Annotated in this window: 14 protein-coding genes; 9 read left to right on the top strand and 5 right to left on the bottom strand. The window is 46.5% G+C overall.

What is annotated here, in order from left to right; genetic code table 11:
- Positions 1–5 precede the first annotated feature (5 nt).
- The 8 genes from ACSTTG_RS07215 to ACSTTG_RS07180 all read left to right on the top strand — a co-directional run bounded on the left by ACSTTG_RS07215 (position 6) and on the right by ACSTTG_RS07180 (position 9,768).
- Positions 6–1,472: an FHA domain-containing protein gene (locus ACSTTG_RS07215; RefSeq protein WP_438457916.1), complete on the top strand. Its 1,467-nt coding sequence runs from the start codon at positions 6–8 to the stop codon at positions 1,470–1,472.
- Positions 1,473–1,973, top strand: a complete 501-nt coding sequence (tssJ, locus tag ACSTTG_RS07210) for a type VI secretion system lipoprotein TssJ (RefSeq protein WP_438474289.1) — start codon at positions 1,473–1,475, stop codon at positions 1,971–1,973.
- Positions 1,974–1,982: 9 nt separating this feature from the next.
- On the top strand, positions 1,983–3,308 hold the full coding sequence (gene tssK / locus ACSTTG_RS07205; RefSeq protein ID WP_438457918.1) for a type VI secretion system baseplate subunit TssK: 1,326 nt from the start codon (positions 1,983–1,985) through the stop codon (positions 3,306–3,308).
- Positions 3,305–4,108: a type IVB secretion system protein IcmH/DotU gene (icmH, locus tag ACSTTG_RS07200; protein WP_438474288.1), complete on the top strand. Its 804-nt coding sequence runs from the start codon at positions 3,305–3,307 to the stop codon at positions 4,106–4,108. Before tssK ends, icmH begins: the two co-directional genes overlap by 4 nt.
- 343 nt (positions 4,109–4,451) lie before the next feature.
- A complete protein-coding gene (locus tag ACSTTG_RS07195; protein WP_438474287.1) occupies positions 4,452–7,838 on the top strand; it encodes a toxin VasX in 3,387 nt (1,128 codons plus the stop codon).
- Positions 7,838–8,548, top strand: coding sequence for an immunity protein TsiV2 protein (locus ACSTTG_RS07190; RefSeq protein ID WP_438474286.1), 711 nt, complete (start codon positions 7,838–7,840; stop codon positions 8,546–8,548). Before ACSTTG_RS07195 ends, ACSTTG_RS07190 begins: the two co-directional genes overlap by 1 nt.
- Before the next feature lie 51 nt (positions 8,549–8,599).
- Positions 8,600–8,839 carry a hypothetical protein gene (locus ACSTTG_RS07185; protein ID WP_438474285.1) on the top strand — a complete coding sequence of 80 codons (240 nt, stop codon included), beginning with the start codon at positions 8,600–8,602 and terminating at the stop codon, positions 8,837–8,839.
- A gap of 230 nt (positions 8,840–9,069) precedes the next feature.
- A complete protein-coding gene (locus tag ACSTTG_RS07180; RefSeq protein WP_438474284.1) occupies positions 9,070–9,768 on the top strand; it encodes an immunity protein TsiV2 protein in 699 nt (232 codons plus the stop codon).
- Positions 9,769–10,013: 245 nt separating this feature from the next.
- Here the strand turns inward: ACSTTG_RS07180 and ACSTTG_RS07175 are convergent, their stop codons facing one another.
- Complete coding sequence (locus ACSTTG_RS07175) at positions 10,014–10,199, bottom strand: hypothetical protein (protein WP_438474283.1); 186 nt, start codon at positions 10,197–10,199, stop codon at positions 10,014–10,016.
- Between the two features lie 246 nt (positions 10,200–10,445).
- Here ACSTTG_RS07175 and ACSTTG_RS07170 point away from each other — a divergent pair, with 246 nt between their 5' ends.
- Complete coding sequence (locus ACSTTG_RS07170; RefSeq protein ID WP_438474282.1) at positions 10,446–11,027, top strand: YrbL family protein; 582 nt, start codon at positions 10,446–10,448, stop codon at positions 11,025–11,027.
- A 999-nt stretch (positions 11,028–12,026) separates the two neighbouring features.
- On the opposite strand, the gene ACSTTG_RS07165 is transcribed toward ACSTTG_RS07170, so the two are convergent.
- From ACSTTG_RS07165 to ACSTTG_RS07150, 4 genes are all read right to left on the bottom strand, one after another.
- Entirely contained in the window at positions 12,027–13,433 is a 1,407-nt protein-coding gene (locus ACSTTG_RS07165) for an Lcl C-terminal domain-containing protein (protein WP_438474281.1), read from the bottom strand.
- A gap of 99 nt (positions 13,434–13,532) precedes the next feature.
- Entirely contained in the window at positions 13,533–14,207 is a 675-nt protein-coding gene (locus ACSTTG_RS07160) for a response regulator (RefSeq protein ID WP_438474280.1), read from the bottom strand.
- A 13-nt stretch (positions 14,208–14,220) separates the two neighbouring features.
- Positions 14,221–15,648 (bottom strand): ATP-binding protein, encoded by a 1,428-nt coding sequence (locus ACSTTG_RS07155; RefSeq protein ID WP_438474279.1) that lies wholly within the window; start codon positions 15,646–15,648, stop codon positions 14,221–14,223.
- 88 nt (positions 15,649–15,736) lie between these two features.
- Positions 15,737–16,633 carry a LysR family transcriptional regulator gene (locus ACSTTG_RS07150; protein WP_438474278.1) on the bottom strand — a complete coding sequence of 299 codons (897 nt, stop codon included), beginning with the start codon at positions 16,631–16,633 and terminating at the stop codon, positions 15,737–15,739.
- Positions 16,634–16,749 lie beyond the last annotated feature (116 nt).

The raw sequence follows: 16,749 nt of genomic DNA, 5'->3' as shown, positions 1-16,749 counted from the left end.
CATCTATGAACAATACAATATTGATGCTTGAGGTTATCGAGCATCCAGAAGAATACAAGGGTGCTGGTGTCTTAGAGATCACGGATACTGGTGCCAACTTAGGCCGAAGCAATCGCTGTTTGATTCAACTCCCTGATATGAACAAATACGTATCAGGTACTCACTGTTTAATTACCTGTTATGGTGGTGAGTATTTTGTTAACGACGTAAGTACTAATGGTACTTACGTTAATGGTAATAAATTAGAGAAGAATCAACCGACCACAATATTACAAGATGACGTTCTATTAATCGGTCGATATAAATTAACTGCCAAGTTCGAAAGTAAATTTAATGGTTTTCGTATCGATCAGGATATCACCCCTGATATTAATATCACTGACCCATTAGAGCTTATCCAGCATCACGTGCCAGAACGAAATTTGGCACTCGAAGAGCCATTGAAGACGTTGATTGAAGAGATCAGTGGTGAGGAGCAGGTTGATAGTGATGATCCACTTGACTTACTTCATGAGCACATCGAGCAGGATGACTTGATTGGTAAAGAGGTGGTTCAACCAGAGCCTGATCCTTTTCGCTCACAGATGCAGCTGCCCGATGACAGTAATGATCTTCTTGCAGAAATGCCTATGCCAATTATCCCAGATAATTGGCTTGAAGACGTTGCACTGGATTCAGCAACAGATCGTAACGTTCAAGCGCAAGGCACGATATCGACCGCAGATCCCGTGAGTTTATCCACTGACCACGCTGTGAATAACAAGCCTGTACGAGAAGAGTCTCCGAGACAAGTTGAAGATATCAACCTAACAGCAGATATTCCGGGATTAGTCGATGATATAAACCTGTCAGCCGATTTGCATAGCGCCATACCGATCTCGGATATTCCAGCCGCCTCTCCTCAACCTGTACAGCTTCCTGAGCCACCGGTGACCGTTCCTGTCGTTCACAATCTTGGTCAACCAGAGGCAATTCAACACTTGATGAGAGGGTTAGGGGTCGATCTGAATCTTGAGGGGTATAAAGCGGATTGGTTTGAGTCCTTGGGTCGCAGCTTACGAGTTTGTCTTGAGGATCTGGTTAAGCAGCTCAATGCGAGTGCTGAATTTGAGTCATCGACACAGCCTAATTTGACCTCAGCTGAAGCGATGCTAGACCTTATGCAGGCTTTACATCAAGAGCATGAGGTGATGCCGGACGAGTTCTTCTCCGAGCTTGCTGATGATGCAGCTAGGTATCGAGATCTGAAGACTCGCGCATTCCACCGCTCGGTGCAGACAGTGGTTAATCAGCTTCATCCAGAAAACTTTACTCAACCGACAAAGCTATCGCTCAGTGGCAAGTCTGCGCCGCGATCGTGGTATGCCTATCAAGAATTTTATCGACAAAACTACGAACAGTCAGAGGCCGAGCTCGCATTGACGATTAATAAAAACTTGGCACAAGACTTTATTAAATTGAGAAATGAATAGATGAGAAAATCCTTTATTGCCCTGTTGTGTGTGCTCCTGTCCGGGTGCTCGGTTTGGGTACAGTTTAAAGACTCGGTAGGCTTGCTACCGAGTACATCACAGATTGAATTAAATATCACAGCTAATCAGCAGCTTAACCAACGCTCAGACGGCAGCTCGTCACCGGTATTGTTACGCGTTTACGAGTTGTCTTCACCCGTTCTGTTTCGTAGCTTAGGTTTTTACTCCCTGTTTGAGGATGACCAAGCGTCTTTGGGCGACGAATACGTGCGTCGATACGAGTTCCAACTTGAGCCCGGTGACACATGGAACGATCACATCACACTTGATGAGCAAACGCGCGCGCTGGGATTTGCGGTAGCGTTTCGTGATTCAAACGGTGCGGTGTGGCGTTTTACTTATGATATCGATGAGCGCCGCAGCTACTACCTCGATGTGGATATCGAGAATAATGTATTGAGCGTGGATAAGACCTCAGGCGTCGAGCAAATTTATTTCTAAGGAATTGTAATGTCATTATTTAATCCAGTGGTGTGGCATGATGGTATGTTCATGAAAGCACAGCACTTTCAGCAGCAAGAACGTTACCTGCGTAGCCACTCAAACATGCTATCTAACCTGGTTAACCCACATGCTTGGGGTGTGACTGAGGTCGAGGTCAATGATGCATTGCTTTCGTCGGGCAAGATTGGCATCAAGAAAATTACCGGTATTTCTCAGGATCAGACACCGTTTACCCTGCCTGAAATGGCACCTGTGCCTGCTGTGTTGGAGATTGAAGCCTCAACGATCAACACTGTGGTTTATCTTTGTTGTCCTTTGCCATCTGAGAGCGAGCAACTGTTTGATCAAAGTGCCGACTCAGCGACGTACCACCTTGACGAGCAGCAAGTGACCGACGCCTCTTATAAGAGCGTTGAAACGGCAAAAATTACCGTCGGCAAATTGAACTTCAGCCTTAAGCTTGAGAATGAGGATCGCAGTTCATTTACCTCTATTCCATTGTTTAAGATCTCACAGGTGCGCTCTGACGGACGCATTGAATTCGATGAGAACTTTATCCCGACGTGTTTGGATGTTAAGGCGTCAGACTATGTGTCCAAGTTTGTCGAAGAGTTCGCCTCACTGCTTAAACACCGCGCCGAGTCAATCATTGAGCAACTCGGAATGGTGGATCAACAAGGGGTATCATCAGTCTCCGATATCATGCTGTTGCAATCGATCAACCGTATTGAGCCGTTATTTGAACATTTTAGTAAAGTCAAAGGGTTACATCCAGAGACGTTATTTGCAGCCCTCGTACAGGTGGAAGGGGAGTTGGCGACCCTATGTTCCTCTGAGCGTCGCCCAATGCCGTTCACGCCATACGTACACGCTAATCTGAGTCACTGTCTTGGGCCAGTGATGGAGTCAGCGCGGGCGCGATTGAGTGTGATGTCTGAGCGTCGCACCACACCATTGGTGCTCAAAGAGCAAGGCTATGGTATCCATGTGGCTCATATTGCTAATCGTAATATCCTCGATAACTCGATGTTTATTCTGGCAGTGAAAGCCGATGTGACCCTAGAGACGCTGTACAACAAGTTTACCGCCCAAACTAAGCTGGGTAGCCTTGAGCGCATTCGTGACCTCATCAATCTGCAATTGCCGGGTATTTCTATCAAGCCGATGCCAGTGGTGCCGCGCCAGTTGCCTTATCATGCTGGATATACCTACTTTGAGCTGGAGAAGCATGGCGATGAGTGGAACTCGTTGCTCAACTCAAGCGGTATTGCTCTGCATGTCTCCGGTGACTTCCCGAACATGTCCATTCAGCTATGGGCGGTTGCACAATGAGTCAGTACGATGACGACATCACGATAGTTCTGTTCCAACCGGAGGCGAACAAGCCCCTAGAGGTGTTGCCGTCTAAGGAAGTCTCGACCAACATCTCTTTGTCGGAGTTCAAACTCGATCGCGTTGGCATCAATCCGCTTCTCGATCAGTTTGCGTGGCTATTTTACTTTCTATCCTGTGTTGACCAAACACCTTGGGTTGATGATGTGGTGCCACTCAAAGAGCAGCTTGAGCGAGAAATCAAAGACGCCGAGCGTCGCTTACAGCAGCTAGAGATGGAAAAGTCGGTGATCATGGTGGTGCGGTTTTGTACTTGTCTGGCCATCGATGAAGCGATCTTCCGCCAAGAGTGGGGCTTGAAAAACGAGTGGAGCAAGTACAGCCTGTTGGCGACCTTCCATGATGAGGCCTCAGGCGGTGAGAAATTTTACGCCATTCTAGATCGCTTGCGACACGATCCTCAGCGCTATTCTGAGGTGATAGAGTTTCTTTACATGCTTATCCAACTGGGCTTTAAAGGTAAGTTTGGGGTTGAAGAGCGGGGTGAAGAAAAACTCAATGAAATCGTCGATGATCTTTATCGCACGATCAAAGAGATCCGCATGGCGAAGGGTCAGCAAAAGCCAATTGATAACCTAAAGCCTGAAGAGATTAGCCAGCCGTTACGTTTTGTGATGTCGCCTAAGAAGATCATCGGCTTTAGTGCCTTCCTTCTGCTTTCAATGTACTTGGGCTCGCATTTTTATATCGAATACCACTATTTGCAATTGATGGAGTTAATTGAAGAAGTGGCGAGGTAAGGTGATTGGCCAGCCTAATCGAACAGTTGCTTAGGCTGGCTAATCTGTGGTTTCTTCTATCACTCTCTCGGTAGGAAAACCAACCGAAAGCATATTGTCATGAAAAATCACAGTATGCTCCTCAAAGCTGCTTGAGTAGGCGAAGTATTACTGGTCTGCCGACATCTAAATGGTTTAAAGCCGCCACTCCCATTATGTGATATCGGTTCACATTTCCTCAAAAATCGTCAAAACCTGCATTTTAACTGGCTAATCCATTGTTTTAACTATCAATATCGACACACTGATTTTCGATTCAATGGTACTATTTTGCTTCGTATTAAAGTGGTTACGAGGACGTAGTATGGCACAGGAAAAAAAGCGCTATCCCTTCCCTGATGAACATTCAGTGTACTGGACAAATCCAGACCTCACTGCGACTTATGCAGAAGCGGTTGAGATGTTCGAGGCGCAGAGCGAGCGTGATAAAAAGCTAATGAAAAACCCAATGGCTGGCCAAATCTCGGCAGAAACGAAAGCGCATCTATCTAGCTCTTCTCATCCATTTCCGGGCGAAAACTCGATGTACTGGAGCAACCCGTTAGTTGAAATGACGCATGAGGAGGCCGTGGCAGCCTTCGATGCTCAGTCGCCTGCTGACCAAGCTTTGAAACGTAACCCCGTCACGACAGAGCGGCCAAGTTTTAATGAGGTATCGAGCGATAGCACTGATGAGCAAGTGCCCGCTGAGGTTGAGTATCAGGCCATTGTCCCGGTCCGCTACGCCTTCGATATCACCGGCGAAGCCATCCCTGCCAAAGCGCCCTTTCGTCGTGGGCGCTTTTCTACCAATCTGCCTTATACCTTGCGCCAGTTGCGCGATGGTTTTGTGTATGTCTTTGACGAGCATGAACGCGAATTACATGAGTACGTGGTCGAGGGCAGTGTATTAAAAGGTGAGGGCGCTGAACAAGGCTACCTTGAATACCCCAAGCAGCATAAACTTAAAATCGCTTTCTCTGCCTGCCAATGGACGGACAACCAAAAGTTCCTGATGGCGAGCTCTGCCAGCCAACGAGGTAAATGGATGCGCCAGGTGCGAGAGGGCAGTAAAACGCATGTCTGCCCATCGGATAGCCTGGGAACGCTGATTAGTGACATCGAGCAAGCGCCAGAGCACCAGTTCCTGCATACTATCAGTCCATTAGAGGGCGAGAGCAGTGAGTACATTCAGGTCAAGCCACTGACTCAGTCTAGTGATTGGTTGTCGGGTTCAGAATCCGCTGAATCGAGTGTTATTGTCGCGCTTGAAGACCCGATAGCCGATTTATACGACTTAACCATGGCACTTGAAGAAACCAATCTTGAAGTTATGGAGCTGGTCGACGGTGAGTCCGATGAGACGCATCAGTGGCAGATGGCACAGATCACCCGACAAGTGGCTCGAGTGACACTGCCAGAGGGTGAGACGCCGCCTGCAGTGACAGACCATAACTATATGGAGTTTGAGCGGGCACTCGATGAATACCTTAGAGATCATTACCTCAGTCAGCAAGCGATTGGTGGAGCGAAAGGCTCTCAAATTCATGACCACGCTGCGCTCGATGAAGCCAAAGCGTTCGAACAGCGAACTGAGCAAAAACTTGTCCAGTTGAAGAACGAATGGGGCTACACACCAAAGCCTGCACATCACAAGCAGTGGGCGGAAAAGCGCCGTCTTAACCAGTCTGTTCGATGGAGTGATCTTCACCGCTTTAGTGAAGAGATGGAGCAGAAGTTAGCTGCCATGACAAAGCGTGCATGCGACCGAGCAGAGGTGCTGCGCAAGGCCGTCAATGACACTGGTAAGGACTTGATGCTGCTTGGTTTAGATAACCAAGACGCCACCCATCAAGAGCACTATCAAACCCTGATGAGCATGATCACTCTTAACCTATTACAGGCCGACCAATATGAGCCTGAGAAGAAGGGAATGTCATCGCTACTTAAAACGGACAACCTTTTATCTTTGGTGCTGTTTGGCGGCAGTACGGATCTTAAGGTGGCGGTTGAATCTGAGTCTAGCGCACACAGTGTGTTTGACAATATTGAAAGTGCCAAAGATATTGTAGGCAATATCAATAACTTTCAAACCTTGGCCGACACTCGAGAAATTATAGAGACCGAGTGGTACAAAAAGTTGTCTCAGCCGGTAAAAAGCGTCATGGCGGCGATGAAAACGGCGGTCAGCACCTCAAACGAGGCATGGGGATCTCTAATCACCCACCTCACCTCCAAACAGCTACCTAATGATTCGTTGGTGGCCAGTCGAGTGTATCTGCGCTCAATATTTATGGAAAACTGTTTATTTGAGAATGGTCATGGTGCTCGTTTTGATCCTGATTATCCTAACAAAATAAAAGCCTTTTATAGCCGAATGGATGATGCTCTAAAGGCCGTGAATAAAGCCAAGACACCTACTAATGCAGCGACATCAATTCCGTTTGTCCAAGACGCCCTACTCGAATCAGCTGAAGCCCAACTGCGTCAGGCTCAAGCGGCCTTCCCTGCGCTGATGAAGTATCGAGTCCAAGAGACTCAGCGTGTGTCTGGAGAGGTGATGTTAGAGACGAGTCGCAACCTGGCGAAAAAAGCGTCAGATAGGGTCTCAAATACCTACAACAAAATGGGCGGAACCGGCGGCTTCGTCGCTATTCTCAATGCCTTTAACTTTTTGATCGCGAATGAGAGTTATCATTCGGCGATCAAGGACTCGGAGGAGCACAAAGAGGCTCAGAAAGATCTTTATTCGGCGGCGCTTTGGACTGCGACGGCGATATCTGAGGTGGCGTTTGCGCAGAGTATCAAAGCAGTGAAAGCTTTATCAGAGAATGACCGTAGAAAGACAATAGCGAAGCTTGCGGGTGAGAACTCTCAGCTTAAGGCAACTTTAGAACGGTTTGCAAAAGGTACCTTTACTATTTCGGTATTCGGTTTGGGGGCCTCAGTGTTTGATGCTTCACGCTCATGGGCCAAGCTCGGCAAAGCCGATAGCGACATAGAGTTTCTTTTAGAGGGTGCTCAGTTTCTTGCCCATATGTCAAACAGTTTTGCGTTTGGAGTTCCTGTCGCAGGCTTGGGAATAGAATCTGCTATAGCAAAATTGCCACCTAAAATTAGGCCGAAGATAAATTTTAGAATCACGACTATTGCAGCCCCTTGGATGGTAACAACGCTTTTTGCTGCAGGCGCCGTTATCCTAATAACATCTGCTCTCTTGAGTTATTTAAAGAGGAGCGATATGGAAAAATGGTTACAAGCCTCAACTTGGGGCAATGGCGACGAGGACGAGAAACTCACAGCCCAAAAAGAGCTCTCTACTTATCTACACCTAGTTTACCAACCTCAAGCTCGAGCTACGGTTGAACAGTACTTACCAAGTACCGACGGCATCCGAGATAGTTATGGCCTGGCTGCCAGTCTTAGAGACCGGTTAGTGGTTACACTTGCTATTCCGCAGGAGGTTTCTCAGCTTAAATTAAGCTCACCCGATATGGAGCAAGAAACGCTATACCAACAATGCCTGTGGGATGGTGATTTACTGCGTATCCAGCTGGATGATATCTCAGCCACAGAGTACGAGTTCCACTTGGATATGACCCAAGGAGAGCCTTTGCAATACATCATCAAAACCAATGGCGACAATATCAAGGTAACACCTGCCGTTGCAGAACTTCCAGCCACTGAGCTATCAATCGTGAGACCCCAATAATGAGTGAGTTATATACCGAGCCTCAAGAGATAATCGAGCGCAAAGAAAGAGTAAAGACAGCGGAGACGCTGTTTAGTTGGGAGTGCACGCCTCCTAGAAATCGAGCCGGCGATTGGGTCATGTTTATTCTAGTTTGTATTATGTCAGGCGGGTGGGGCTACTTTACGAGAAGCCATGTCGTAATGATGATATTAACTATTCTTACAATCTTATCATTGGCTGCTTTTTTTAGCTTTACCGCTTTCCAACCCCATCATTATAAGTATGAGCTTACTCGTGAAGGTATTCGGGTGACAGATGAAGAGCGGGTGCCGGAAATCGTATTTACCATTATTAGAGGCCTAGCGTGGTTTGGGGTTATTGCTTGCCTAATTGCAGTAGTAGTGGTTGGGCCGATGGCGTTTGTGGGGGCAGGAGCAGCTGCTTTGGGTGCCTTTAGCTTTACCGGTTTCAAAAAGAAAGCATCATATTATGAATTAGTTTTTTATCATCACGCTCAGTTTCGCTATTGCGAAGCTGAGCACGAGTTTCGAATTGTGCCTATGTTAACGATCGAGCCTAATAATCATGAAGGATGGCACTTCAGCTGTTATGCACATGCAACTAAAGAAGACTTTTATCGAGTCGTTGAGCACATGAAACCGCTGCTCAAGACTTGTGAAGTTAAGATTGTTGACTACGACGAAGAGTTGATTGGCGATTATAGCTAGTTGAACACTATTGTAATGGGATTCCTCTCGGGACGTCTCGAGAGGAATGAAATGGAAGAATGGTTACAAGCTTCTCCTTGGAGGTATGGCGATGAGGATAAGAAACTCACAACCGAAAACGAGTTCTCTGCTTATCTAGACCTCGTTTATCAGCCTCAAGCCCGAGCTACGGTTGAACAGTGCTTACTAAGTACCGACGGCATCCGAGATAGTTATGGCCTGGCTGCCAGTCTTAGAGACCGGTTAGTGGTTACACTTGCTATCCCGCAGGAAGTTTCTCAGCTTAAATAAAGCTCACCTGGTATAGAGCAAGAAACGCTATACCAACAATGCTGATGGGACGGTGATTTGCTGTGTATTCAACTGGATGATATCTCAGTCTCAGAGTGCGAATTCTACTAGGATATGCTGCAAGGAAAGTCTCTGCAATACACTATTAAGACTAACGGCAATAGCCTAAAGATAATGCCTGCCGATGAACTACTGCAAGATACCGAGTTATCCATCGTGAGACCCCAATAATGACCGAACTAATTAATGAACCTAAAGAAATTTCAGAGTGTAAAGAAAGAGTGAAAACAGCAGAAGCACTCTTTAGCTGGGAGTGTGTCCCACCCAGAAATTTTAAGTTTGATGTATTTCTCGTTGTGTTTTCTTTGGGTATGTCATGCTTTTGGGGGGTTATGACTGATTGGCATACAGTTGCTACTAGTATGATGTTTTTGGTGACCTGTTCTGTCACTCTCTTCTTGGGTGTAACAGCTTTTCAACCGCATTACTTTAAGTATACGTTTACGCTTGAAGGAGTTCGCGTAATAGATGAAGAACGAATACCAGACTTTGTTTTTACCATTATTCGGTCTGTAGCATGTCTTGGGGTCATCATATGTCTTATTGCTGTTGCTGTTGTTGGGCCTATAGCGTTTGTTGGTGCGGCGGCTGCCGCACTAGCAGCGTTTAAATTCACAGGCTTCAAGAAGGAAGCAAATCATTATGTTTATCTCTTTTATCCACATTCTGAAATCCGATATTTTGAGAAAGAGCATGCATTGGGGATTTTCCCTATAATGGATGAAGACCCAAATAACATCCGTAGCCGTCTTATCAGTGACCTTCATGTTAACCCTGCTGAATTAGATGATTTAGTGAATCAAATCAAACAGGTAATCGACGTAAGTGAAGTTAAGTTCGTAGAATGCAGTACTGAGCTAGTTATATAAGCAATCAGCACTGCATAGTGGGTGAGAATAACTTTTGGTATCGAAGCCTGCTGTTCTCTAATCAATGATTTCAATACTTACCAGCGGCGTTGGTCATCGCCGCCTCGCTGATTGGAGCCACGATTGTTTTGCATGGTAGTGAACAGCGTAGGACATTTCTAATTCTAGCAACCAATTCTAAAGGTGAGTAGGGCTTACACGCGTATTCAACGGCACCGAGCTCCAAGCTAATCAAGCGATCAATTTCATCGATTTTGTCCGTCGCTATGATCACCCAGAACTTGACTAAATTCCCTAAGACCGCCTTTATGCGGTAGCATCAAATCAAGCAGGTTCAGCTCGGGATTGTGCTGCTTAACCCAGTCAATCACCTTTGCACCATCAGTGATGATATCGACATCAAAGCCGCTGTGGGTAAGATAATCTGACACAATACTTGCCAGCGATGCATGGAACCCTATCATGCAATCTGTTGTTGCTAATTCCCCTCGAAAGTTCAATTACTATTGGTTGCCGTAGTAAGCCATTAGAGACATCGACACCATCATTAAGCGCATGTCTGCAAACACACCAGCTGATTAATTGCGCCCGAATTCAACTGCAAAATGTACATTGTCTTGAATTTGGCCTCTCAAGGTTGTACCCTTCGCAAGCTGCGCTCTAACATAAGGTACACAATGATCGAGATAAATTCGCAATTTCATATAGCTTCTGGTTTGGAAAGGGACGTATACTTACATCCGCAAAATAACAATATTTGTATAAAAATACAAAGACCAAGACTCTCAGTAAACGAGAGAGAGTCGTTTTTTCTCAACAAGTACAAAGCTTGCCCAAGCTTTCCAGACAGTTATGGATTTGTTGATACCAACCTTGGCAAAGGTTTAATGGTAGAATTGATAAGAGACTATGATGGTCAAATATCTAAACCTCTTAGCTATTATTTGTGCAATAATATAATTGTTTTAGAAGATTGCTTAGATTATTTAAACGAGCTTAAAAACACATATCTAGATTATAACGTGCTCTCTCGTGATAGAAATTTAAATAATATTCTCTTAAGAAAGGATAGTGAGTTTAAATTTTCGCCTATTGTGGTTGATGGGCTGGGGTGGGTAGATAACACTAAAAACAATATTAGGATGAAGTTTAGTTTTTTTGTCAGGAAAAAAATTAAACTTTTGTTCGAAAACCTATCAGCAGAGGTTAGGACAACACATCGCGTCATGAATGTTTATTTGCCAACAGCGAGAAAATAAGTGTTTCTATTGATGCAGCTCAATTGAAAGAACAATCAAAATCCTTTTGATTGTTACAACGGGTGAACACTCAGATGTCTTGATAAGGGTTGTAGGTCAAGAACATTTGACGTGACGGTCCTTGTACGAGCCGCAAAATGCACGTATATCTAATGTGCCCTCTTGTACAGAACAACTCCGAGTGTTCTGAGGAAACTACCCTGCAGGGACTTGGAGTCCGCAGGAACGGAAACGTATGTTAGACCTATTTGTCTGGCTCCGATAACTTCCTCATCGGTCTGAGTTACTGATCAACTATCCGTTTTGTCGCGATAAATACGAGGTGACTTAGAACATTCACGTGCTTTTGACTAAATGGAAATAGACTGACGTCGTTCTTCTTGCATGCCCTAAAATTGTTGTCCTCAGCGGGTCAGGGCTGCCTGCATGTAGATCTTTTTCTAGTCCTGTTGCTTTAGTGACCGAAGCCAACACACCAAGTAGCTCTTCCGCGCTCTCGAGATACCGTTACCGAGTTTTGTCACTCTGCCCGTGCTTTTACATAGTGCAACCCCATCTCCATGCAGTGACTTTCAGGGGTAAATTGGATAGGTTCGAGCTTTGGGTGTCTAAATAAAAATATCGCATTTGTGGGTGCAGGAGCAGCTGCGGTTGGGCGTTCAGCTTTACCGGCTTTAAAAAGAAAGCTAGTCACTACGTTTACTTATTTCACTCTTACTCTGAAATCCGATACTTTGAAGGTGATTACGCTTTAGGGGTTTTCCCTATAATGGATAAAGACCCAAATAACATCCGTAGCCGTCTTATCAGTGACCTTCATGTTAACCCTGCTGAATTAGATGATGTAGTAAATCAAATCAAGCAGGTAATCGACGTAAGTCAAGTTAAGTTCGTAGAATGCAGTACTGAGCTAGTTATATAAGCAATCAGCACTGCATAGTGGGCGAGAAGAACTTTTGGTATCGAAGCCTGCTGTCCTATAATCAATGATTTCAATACTTACCAGCGCCGTTGCTCTCGGCGTTGGTCATCGCCGCCTCGCTGATTGGAGCCACGATTTTTATTGGTACTCGCTTCGCTCCCTGTGAGTGTATATTGTTTCGTCTCACGCTCAGTGAGGTTAGAGTCTTGAATAAACTGGACCTCGCCACCGGTTACGCAGCGAACCGAGTTATCAAAGCGCACCGCATCGCCTTGAGGCCCATGACCTTGAGGAAAGTCGCGTCCTGCATACTCTTTGGGCGCGCTGCGCTGCGCCCCTGCACCATGGGCATCGACCCAGTTATCACGCATATAGCCCAGTGCTCGGCCGAATGAGATATACGCAGCATTAGCGCTTCTTTTTAGGTTGTGATGGGTGGTGCTGCTCCAATAACTGGCATAGTCTTTTTCTCCGCCCTCATTGACGATTGGTGTTGTCACAAATAGGTCATCAATCGCGGCGCTGTTTGAGGTTTCAGGCGATTTGGTGTAATCGACAATCGAATGTAGCTCTTTGATGCTTGGTAATCGCCAATCAGAGCGTCCTGCAATCTCAAGTGATTGACAGTAATCTAGGGCGGCGAACCAATCCATTCCTCGGGCACTGTCGTCTTGCTGCCAGATTAGACCTGTTGCGCGATCGGTGATGGTTTTATTGCCATTATCGACAAACTGGTTAATCCCATAGTTGGTGTTTCCGCGTACCGTCAACAGGTAGAATTTTTTCTCTTTGCCTCGCCGCGAGGTAATGCCATAGCCTTTGATGCGCCCGTCGATAAAGTTGACGCCAAACACGGTCTCGTCGCCGTGCATGGTCGTGGTGACATACTTGGTGCTGCTGATGTACTGTGAGTCGATAAGGCGCTCACCAGCCTCGGTATCGCCAGAGCTAAACCCAAACACGCTGTGATCAAGAAACGGTCGAATTGAATAGTTGCCAGCACCTCTTAAGCCACTTGGGTCTTGGCCATCGAACATCATCAAAGAGTAGAGCTCTTTGATGGTCGGAACGCGCCAGTCATCATAACCACCAAGTCGGAGCTGAGAAGCGTAGCGAGTCGCCTCGGTGTAGGTGAGCTTATCATCGGTATTGATCACGCCATCACCATTAAGATCGGTGGTTTGTGCCCAGACAAGGCCAGTGTGATTATCCGTGACAGTGCCATCATCGTTGAGGGTATAGCTAGGCAGGTTACCTTGGTATTGCGCGTCTTGACCAAACCCTTTGGTACCGGGCGTCGCGCAGTGATGGATAATCTGGCTGGCATCAGAGCAATGACCCTGATTGGTGTCGACAATCGGATAGCTGAGTGTGGTTTCGGCACCAGCGGACATGCTTATTCCAAGCAGAAAGCTCACGGTGAGCAATTTTTTATGCCGAGCGAGACTTACGTGGGTTTGAAGCGTTTTCTTGCCTTGATTCATGATGGCTCCTAATTGGAATGATCTTACCTATCAATCACTATCAGCCTTAATTGTGCAGAGAGTATGGAGAAAATAAGGAGTTGCTCTACAGAGATGGATTTAATCGAGCTCATAGCGATAACCCACGCCATAGACCGACTTTATCCAGTCATAGCTTGAATTTAGCGCGAGAATTTTCTTGCGTAAGTTTCTGATATGACTATCAATGGTACGATCCGTTACCACTCTGCCATCCGAGTAGATCCTATCCATCAGTTGCTCACGGCTGAACACTTGCCCGGGATGCTGGTGGAGGTAGGACAAGAGTTGAAACTCTGCAGGAGTAAAAGTGACCGCGTAACTATCAATCCAAACTTTCATTTGTGTTTGATCGATTTTGATTGGTGCAGGCTGTGCTTGTTCTGCTGCTGTTTTACTTGGCTGTGAGCGACGCAGGACATTCTTAATTCTGGCAACCAATTCTCGCGGGGAGTAGGGCTTACATACGTAATCATCAGCGCCAAGCTCTAAGCCGACGAGGCGATCAATTTCGTCGACTTTAGCCGTCGCCATGATCACCGGAGTCTGGCTAAATTCCCTAAGCTCACGATAAATGTCGAGCCCGTCTCGATGCGGCAACATCAAATCGAGCAGGATCAGCTCCGGACTATGCTGTTTAACCCAATCAATCACGTTAGCACCATCAGCGATAATGTGCGCCTCAAGGCCACTGTGAGAAAGATAATCTGACACAATACTTGCTAATGAGGGTTCGTCCTCAACGATTAATATCATTGCTTTCCTTAGCCTAATTTAATGAGTGAAGAGTAGGGTTTAGCGGCAGTTGAATCGTGACTTTTAAGCCGCCAAGTGATGAGTGGTCAAGTGATAACCTTCCATGATGTGCCTGGACAATATTGTGGCAGATCGACAGTCCAAGCCCAGAGCCACCAAAGGCTCGACTTCTTGATTGATCGACACGGTACAAACGCTCACAAAGCCGAGGCAGTGATTCACTCGCCACCCCTGGTGAGCTGTCTTCTACCATGAGTATGGCGAAATTCTGGTGCGTGGTGAGGCTAAGCTGGACTTGACCGCCGTCATCGGTATATCGGTAGCTGTTTTCTAAAACATTATTGATTAGCTGAGTTATTTTTTGTTGATCAGCAGAGAGTGAAACCGAGGGGGTGATATCGAGTTCAAGCGTAATCTGCTTCGAGTGAAGACGCGAGCGGTAAGTCTGGCTGATTAAGTTAAGCTGAGAGCTTAAATCGATACTCTGTAAGTCGAGTTGAAGCGGTAGATCAGATTTGGCCGCACTGCGAAGATCATCGACCAGTTGGGTGAGGGTCATGACTTGTTGATAGAGGGCGTCGATGCTTTCGCGATTGGCTGGACGGATCCCATCTTGAAGCGCTTCAAGCTGACCGCGCAGCACCGCCAGAGGTGTGCGAAGTTCATGGGATATATCGGCCAGCCAGCGTTCACGCAGCACTTGTTGCTGCTTTAGTGACTGAGCAAGCTGATTGAATGCCTGTGTCACATCGGCAATTTCGTCGTTGCCTCGGTGCGTAATGTGGTAATCCAGATCGCCTTGGCTTAATCCAGTTGCGCCGCGATGAAGCGCGGTTAAAGGCGTGAGGAGAAAGCGAGTGCAGATAAACGCTATCAATAAGCTCAATCCAATCACGGCAAGGCTGATCGTCATAAGGTGTTGCGCTTGGGAGTGAAGGAAGCTTTGTGCGAGTTGGTTGGTTAATGAGTCACTCTGAGTTAAGCCAATATAGCCCGTAATATGGCCGTCATTTTCAATCGGGATCTTGTGTTGGGATAGACCGGGTCGAGTGTCGAGGTGCTCACGTGGGCCGAGGACGATCGTGCCATTCACATCAAGCAGGTTTAATCGTGTACTGAGCTGAGAGAAAGCCCCTTGTCTGGATGGCGTGCCTTCGCGTCTAGGTCTTTTGGCTTTTGGGGGTGGCAGCTCTCCGAGTTGCTGTAAAAGCCCGGCCCAAATATGCGGCGCTTTTTCTAGGCGATGCCAACCATGCACTTGAGAATAATAATGGCTTACTTGAACAGCAAGCGACTCAACTTTGACTCGCTCTTCCTGGTTGAGGTAGCTCTGAAATCCCTGCTTAAAACTCGCATTCACCAGTACGGCCATGGTGGTGATCACTAAGCCACTTGTTAGCAATAAAGCGGTAAATAACTTATAAAACAGCGGTATGCGCATTGCTTACTCTATACAACTCGGTCTCAACCTCCATTTTACACACAATTGTGAGGAGAATATGGAGCCCTATCATGTATTCGCTTTTCGATTAGCCAAGGGTTTCTTGCACAAACCATTGGCTAATCAACTGCGTAACTTCTCGTTCGAGGGGGTGGGGCACCGATGTTGAAGGAGACAAAAGTACGTAGCCATAGTGCCCAGACTGCACCGCGAAATCCACTTCAAGCTTTTTAAGCTCTGCGCCAAATTGTTTGATAAGAAAGGTAGGAAGTAACGCATAGCCTTCTAGACAAAGTAGGTTGACGAGCAATCGAGGATCGCTGAGTAAGCTGACCTTAGACGAGATTTTGGTTTGATTACCGAGAGGGCCAAAAGTAAAGCCTTCCAGCACGAATTGCCTTTGTAGCTGGAGCTCAGCCATTGACACTCTTCCCCTGTTTAATAAATCTGACTCTTGATGAACGAAGAAATCAAATTTCGGATACCCCAAGTTGAGGAAGCTAATTCCCTTATCAGGATGGATCGCGCCTTTGTTGAGCGTGATCGCAAAGTCACAACCGCCTTGCTCGAGCATAGCTAACGCATCGTCTAAAGTGCGCTGGAGCCAATTAACGATAGTTTGGGGAAATATCTGCCGGATCTGCTCATCAAACCCGGTGATCACTTCGACAGGAATTGAGGGATCGTAGCATAGGGTCAGCTCAGTTTTTTGCCCGGCGGAGAGGCTATCCGTCGCAACTTCTAGAGCATTCATTTGATAAACAATAAAACGCGATGGGCGCAGCAGTGACTGACCATCGTCCGTTAAAACTGGAGAGCGACCGCTGCGTTCAAAGAGAGTCACACCCCAATCAATCTCAAGCTCGGCGACTTGTCTGTGCAAAGTGGATCGGTCTTTACCAATTTTACGCGCCGCTTGGCTGTATGAGCCGTGTTCCGCTACGGCGACAAAGGCATTTAATTGCTCAAAGGTGGCGTTAGGCATAGTTGCTTTCTCCCAAACTGGCTGAACGTTGCAGATTATACAACAAACCTGATTTTTTCTGCAGGAAAGTTTGGCGTACATTGTTCCTCGAAACAAACAGTTCCTCGAAACAAACA

The sequence above is a fragment of the Vibrio glycogenivorans genome, assembly GCF_051660965.1.
GTDB lineage: Bacteria > Pseudomonadota > Gammaproteobacteria > Enterobacterales > Vibrionaceae > Vibrio.
The sequence above is the reverse complement of the archived record's forward strand: the minus strand, read 5'-3'. Positions and strand labels throughout refer to the sequence as shown.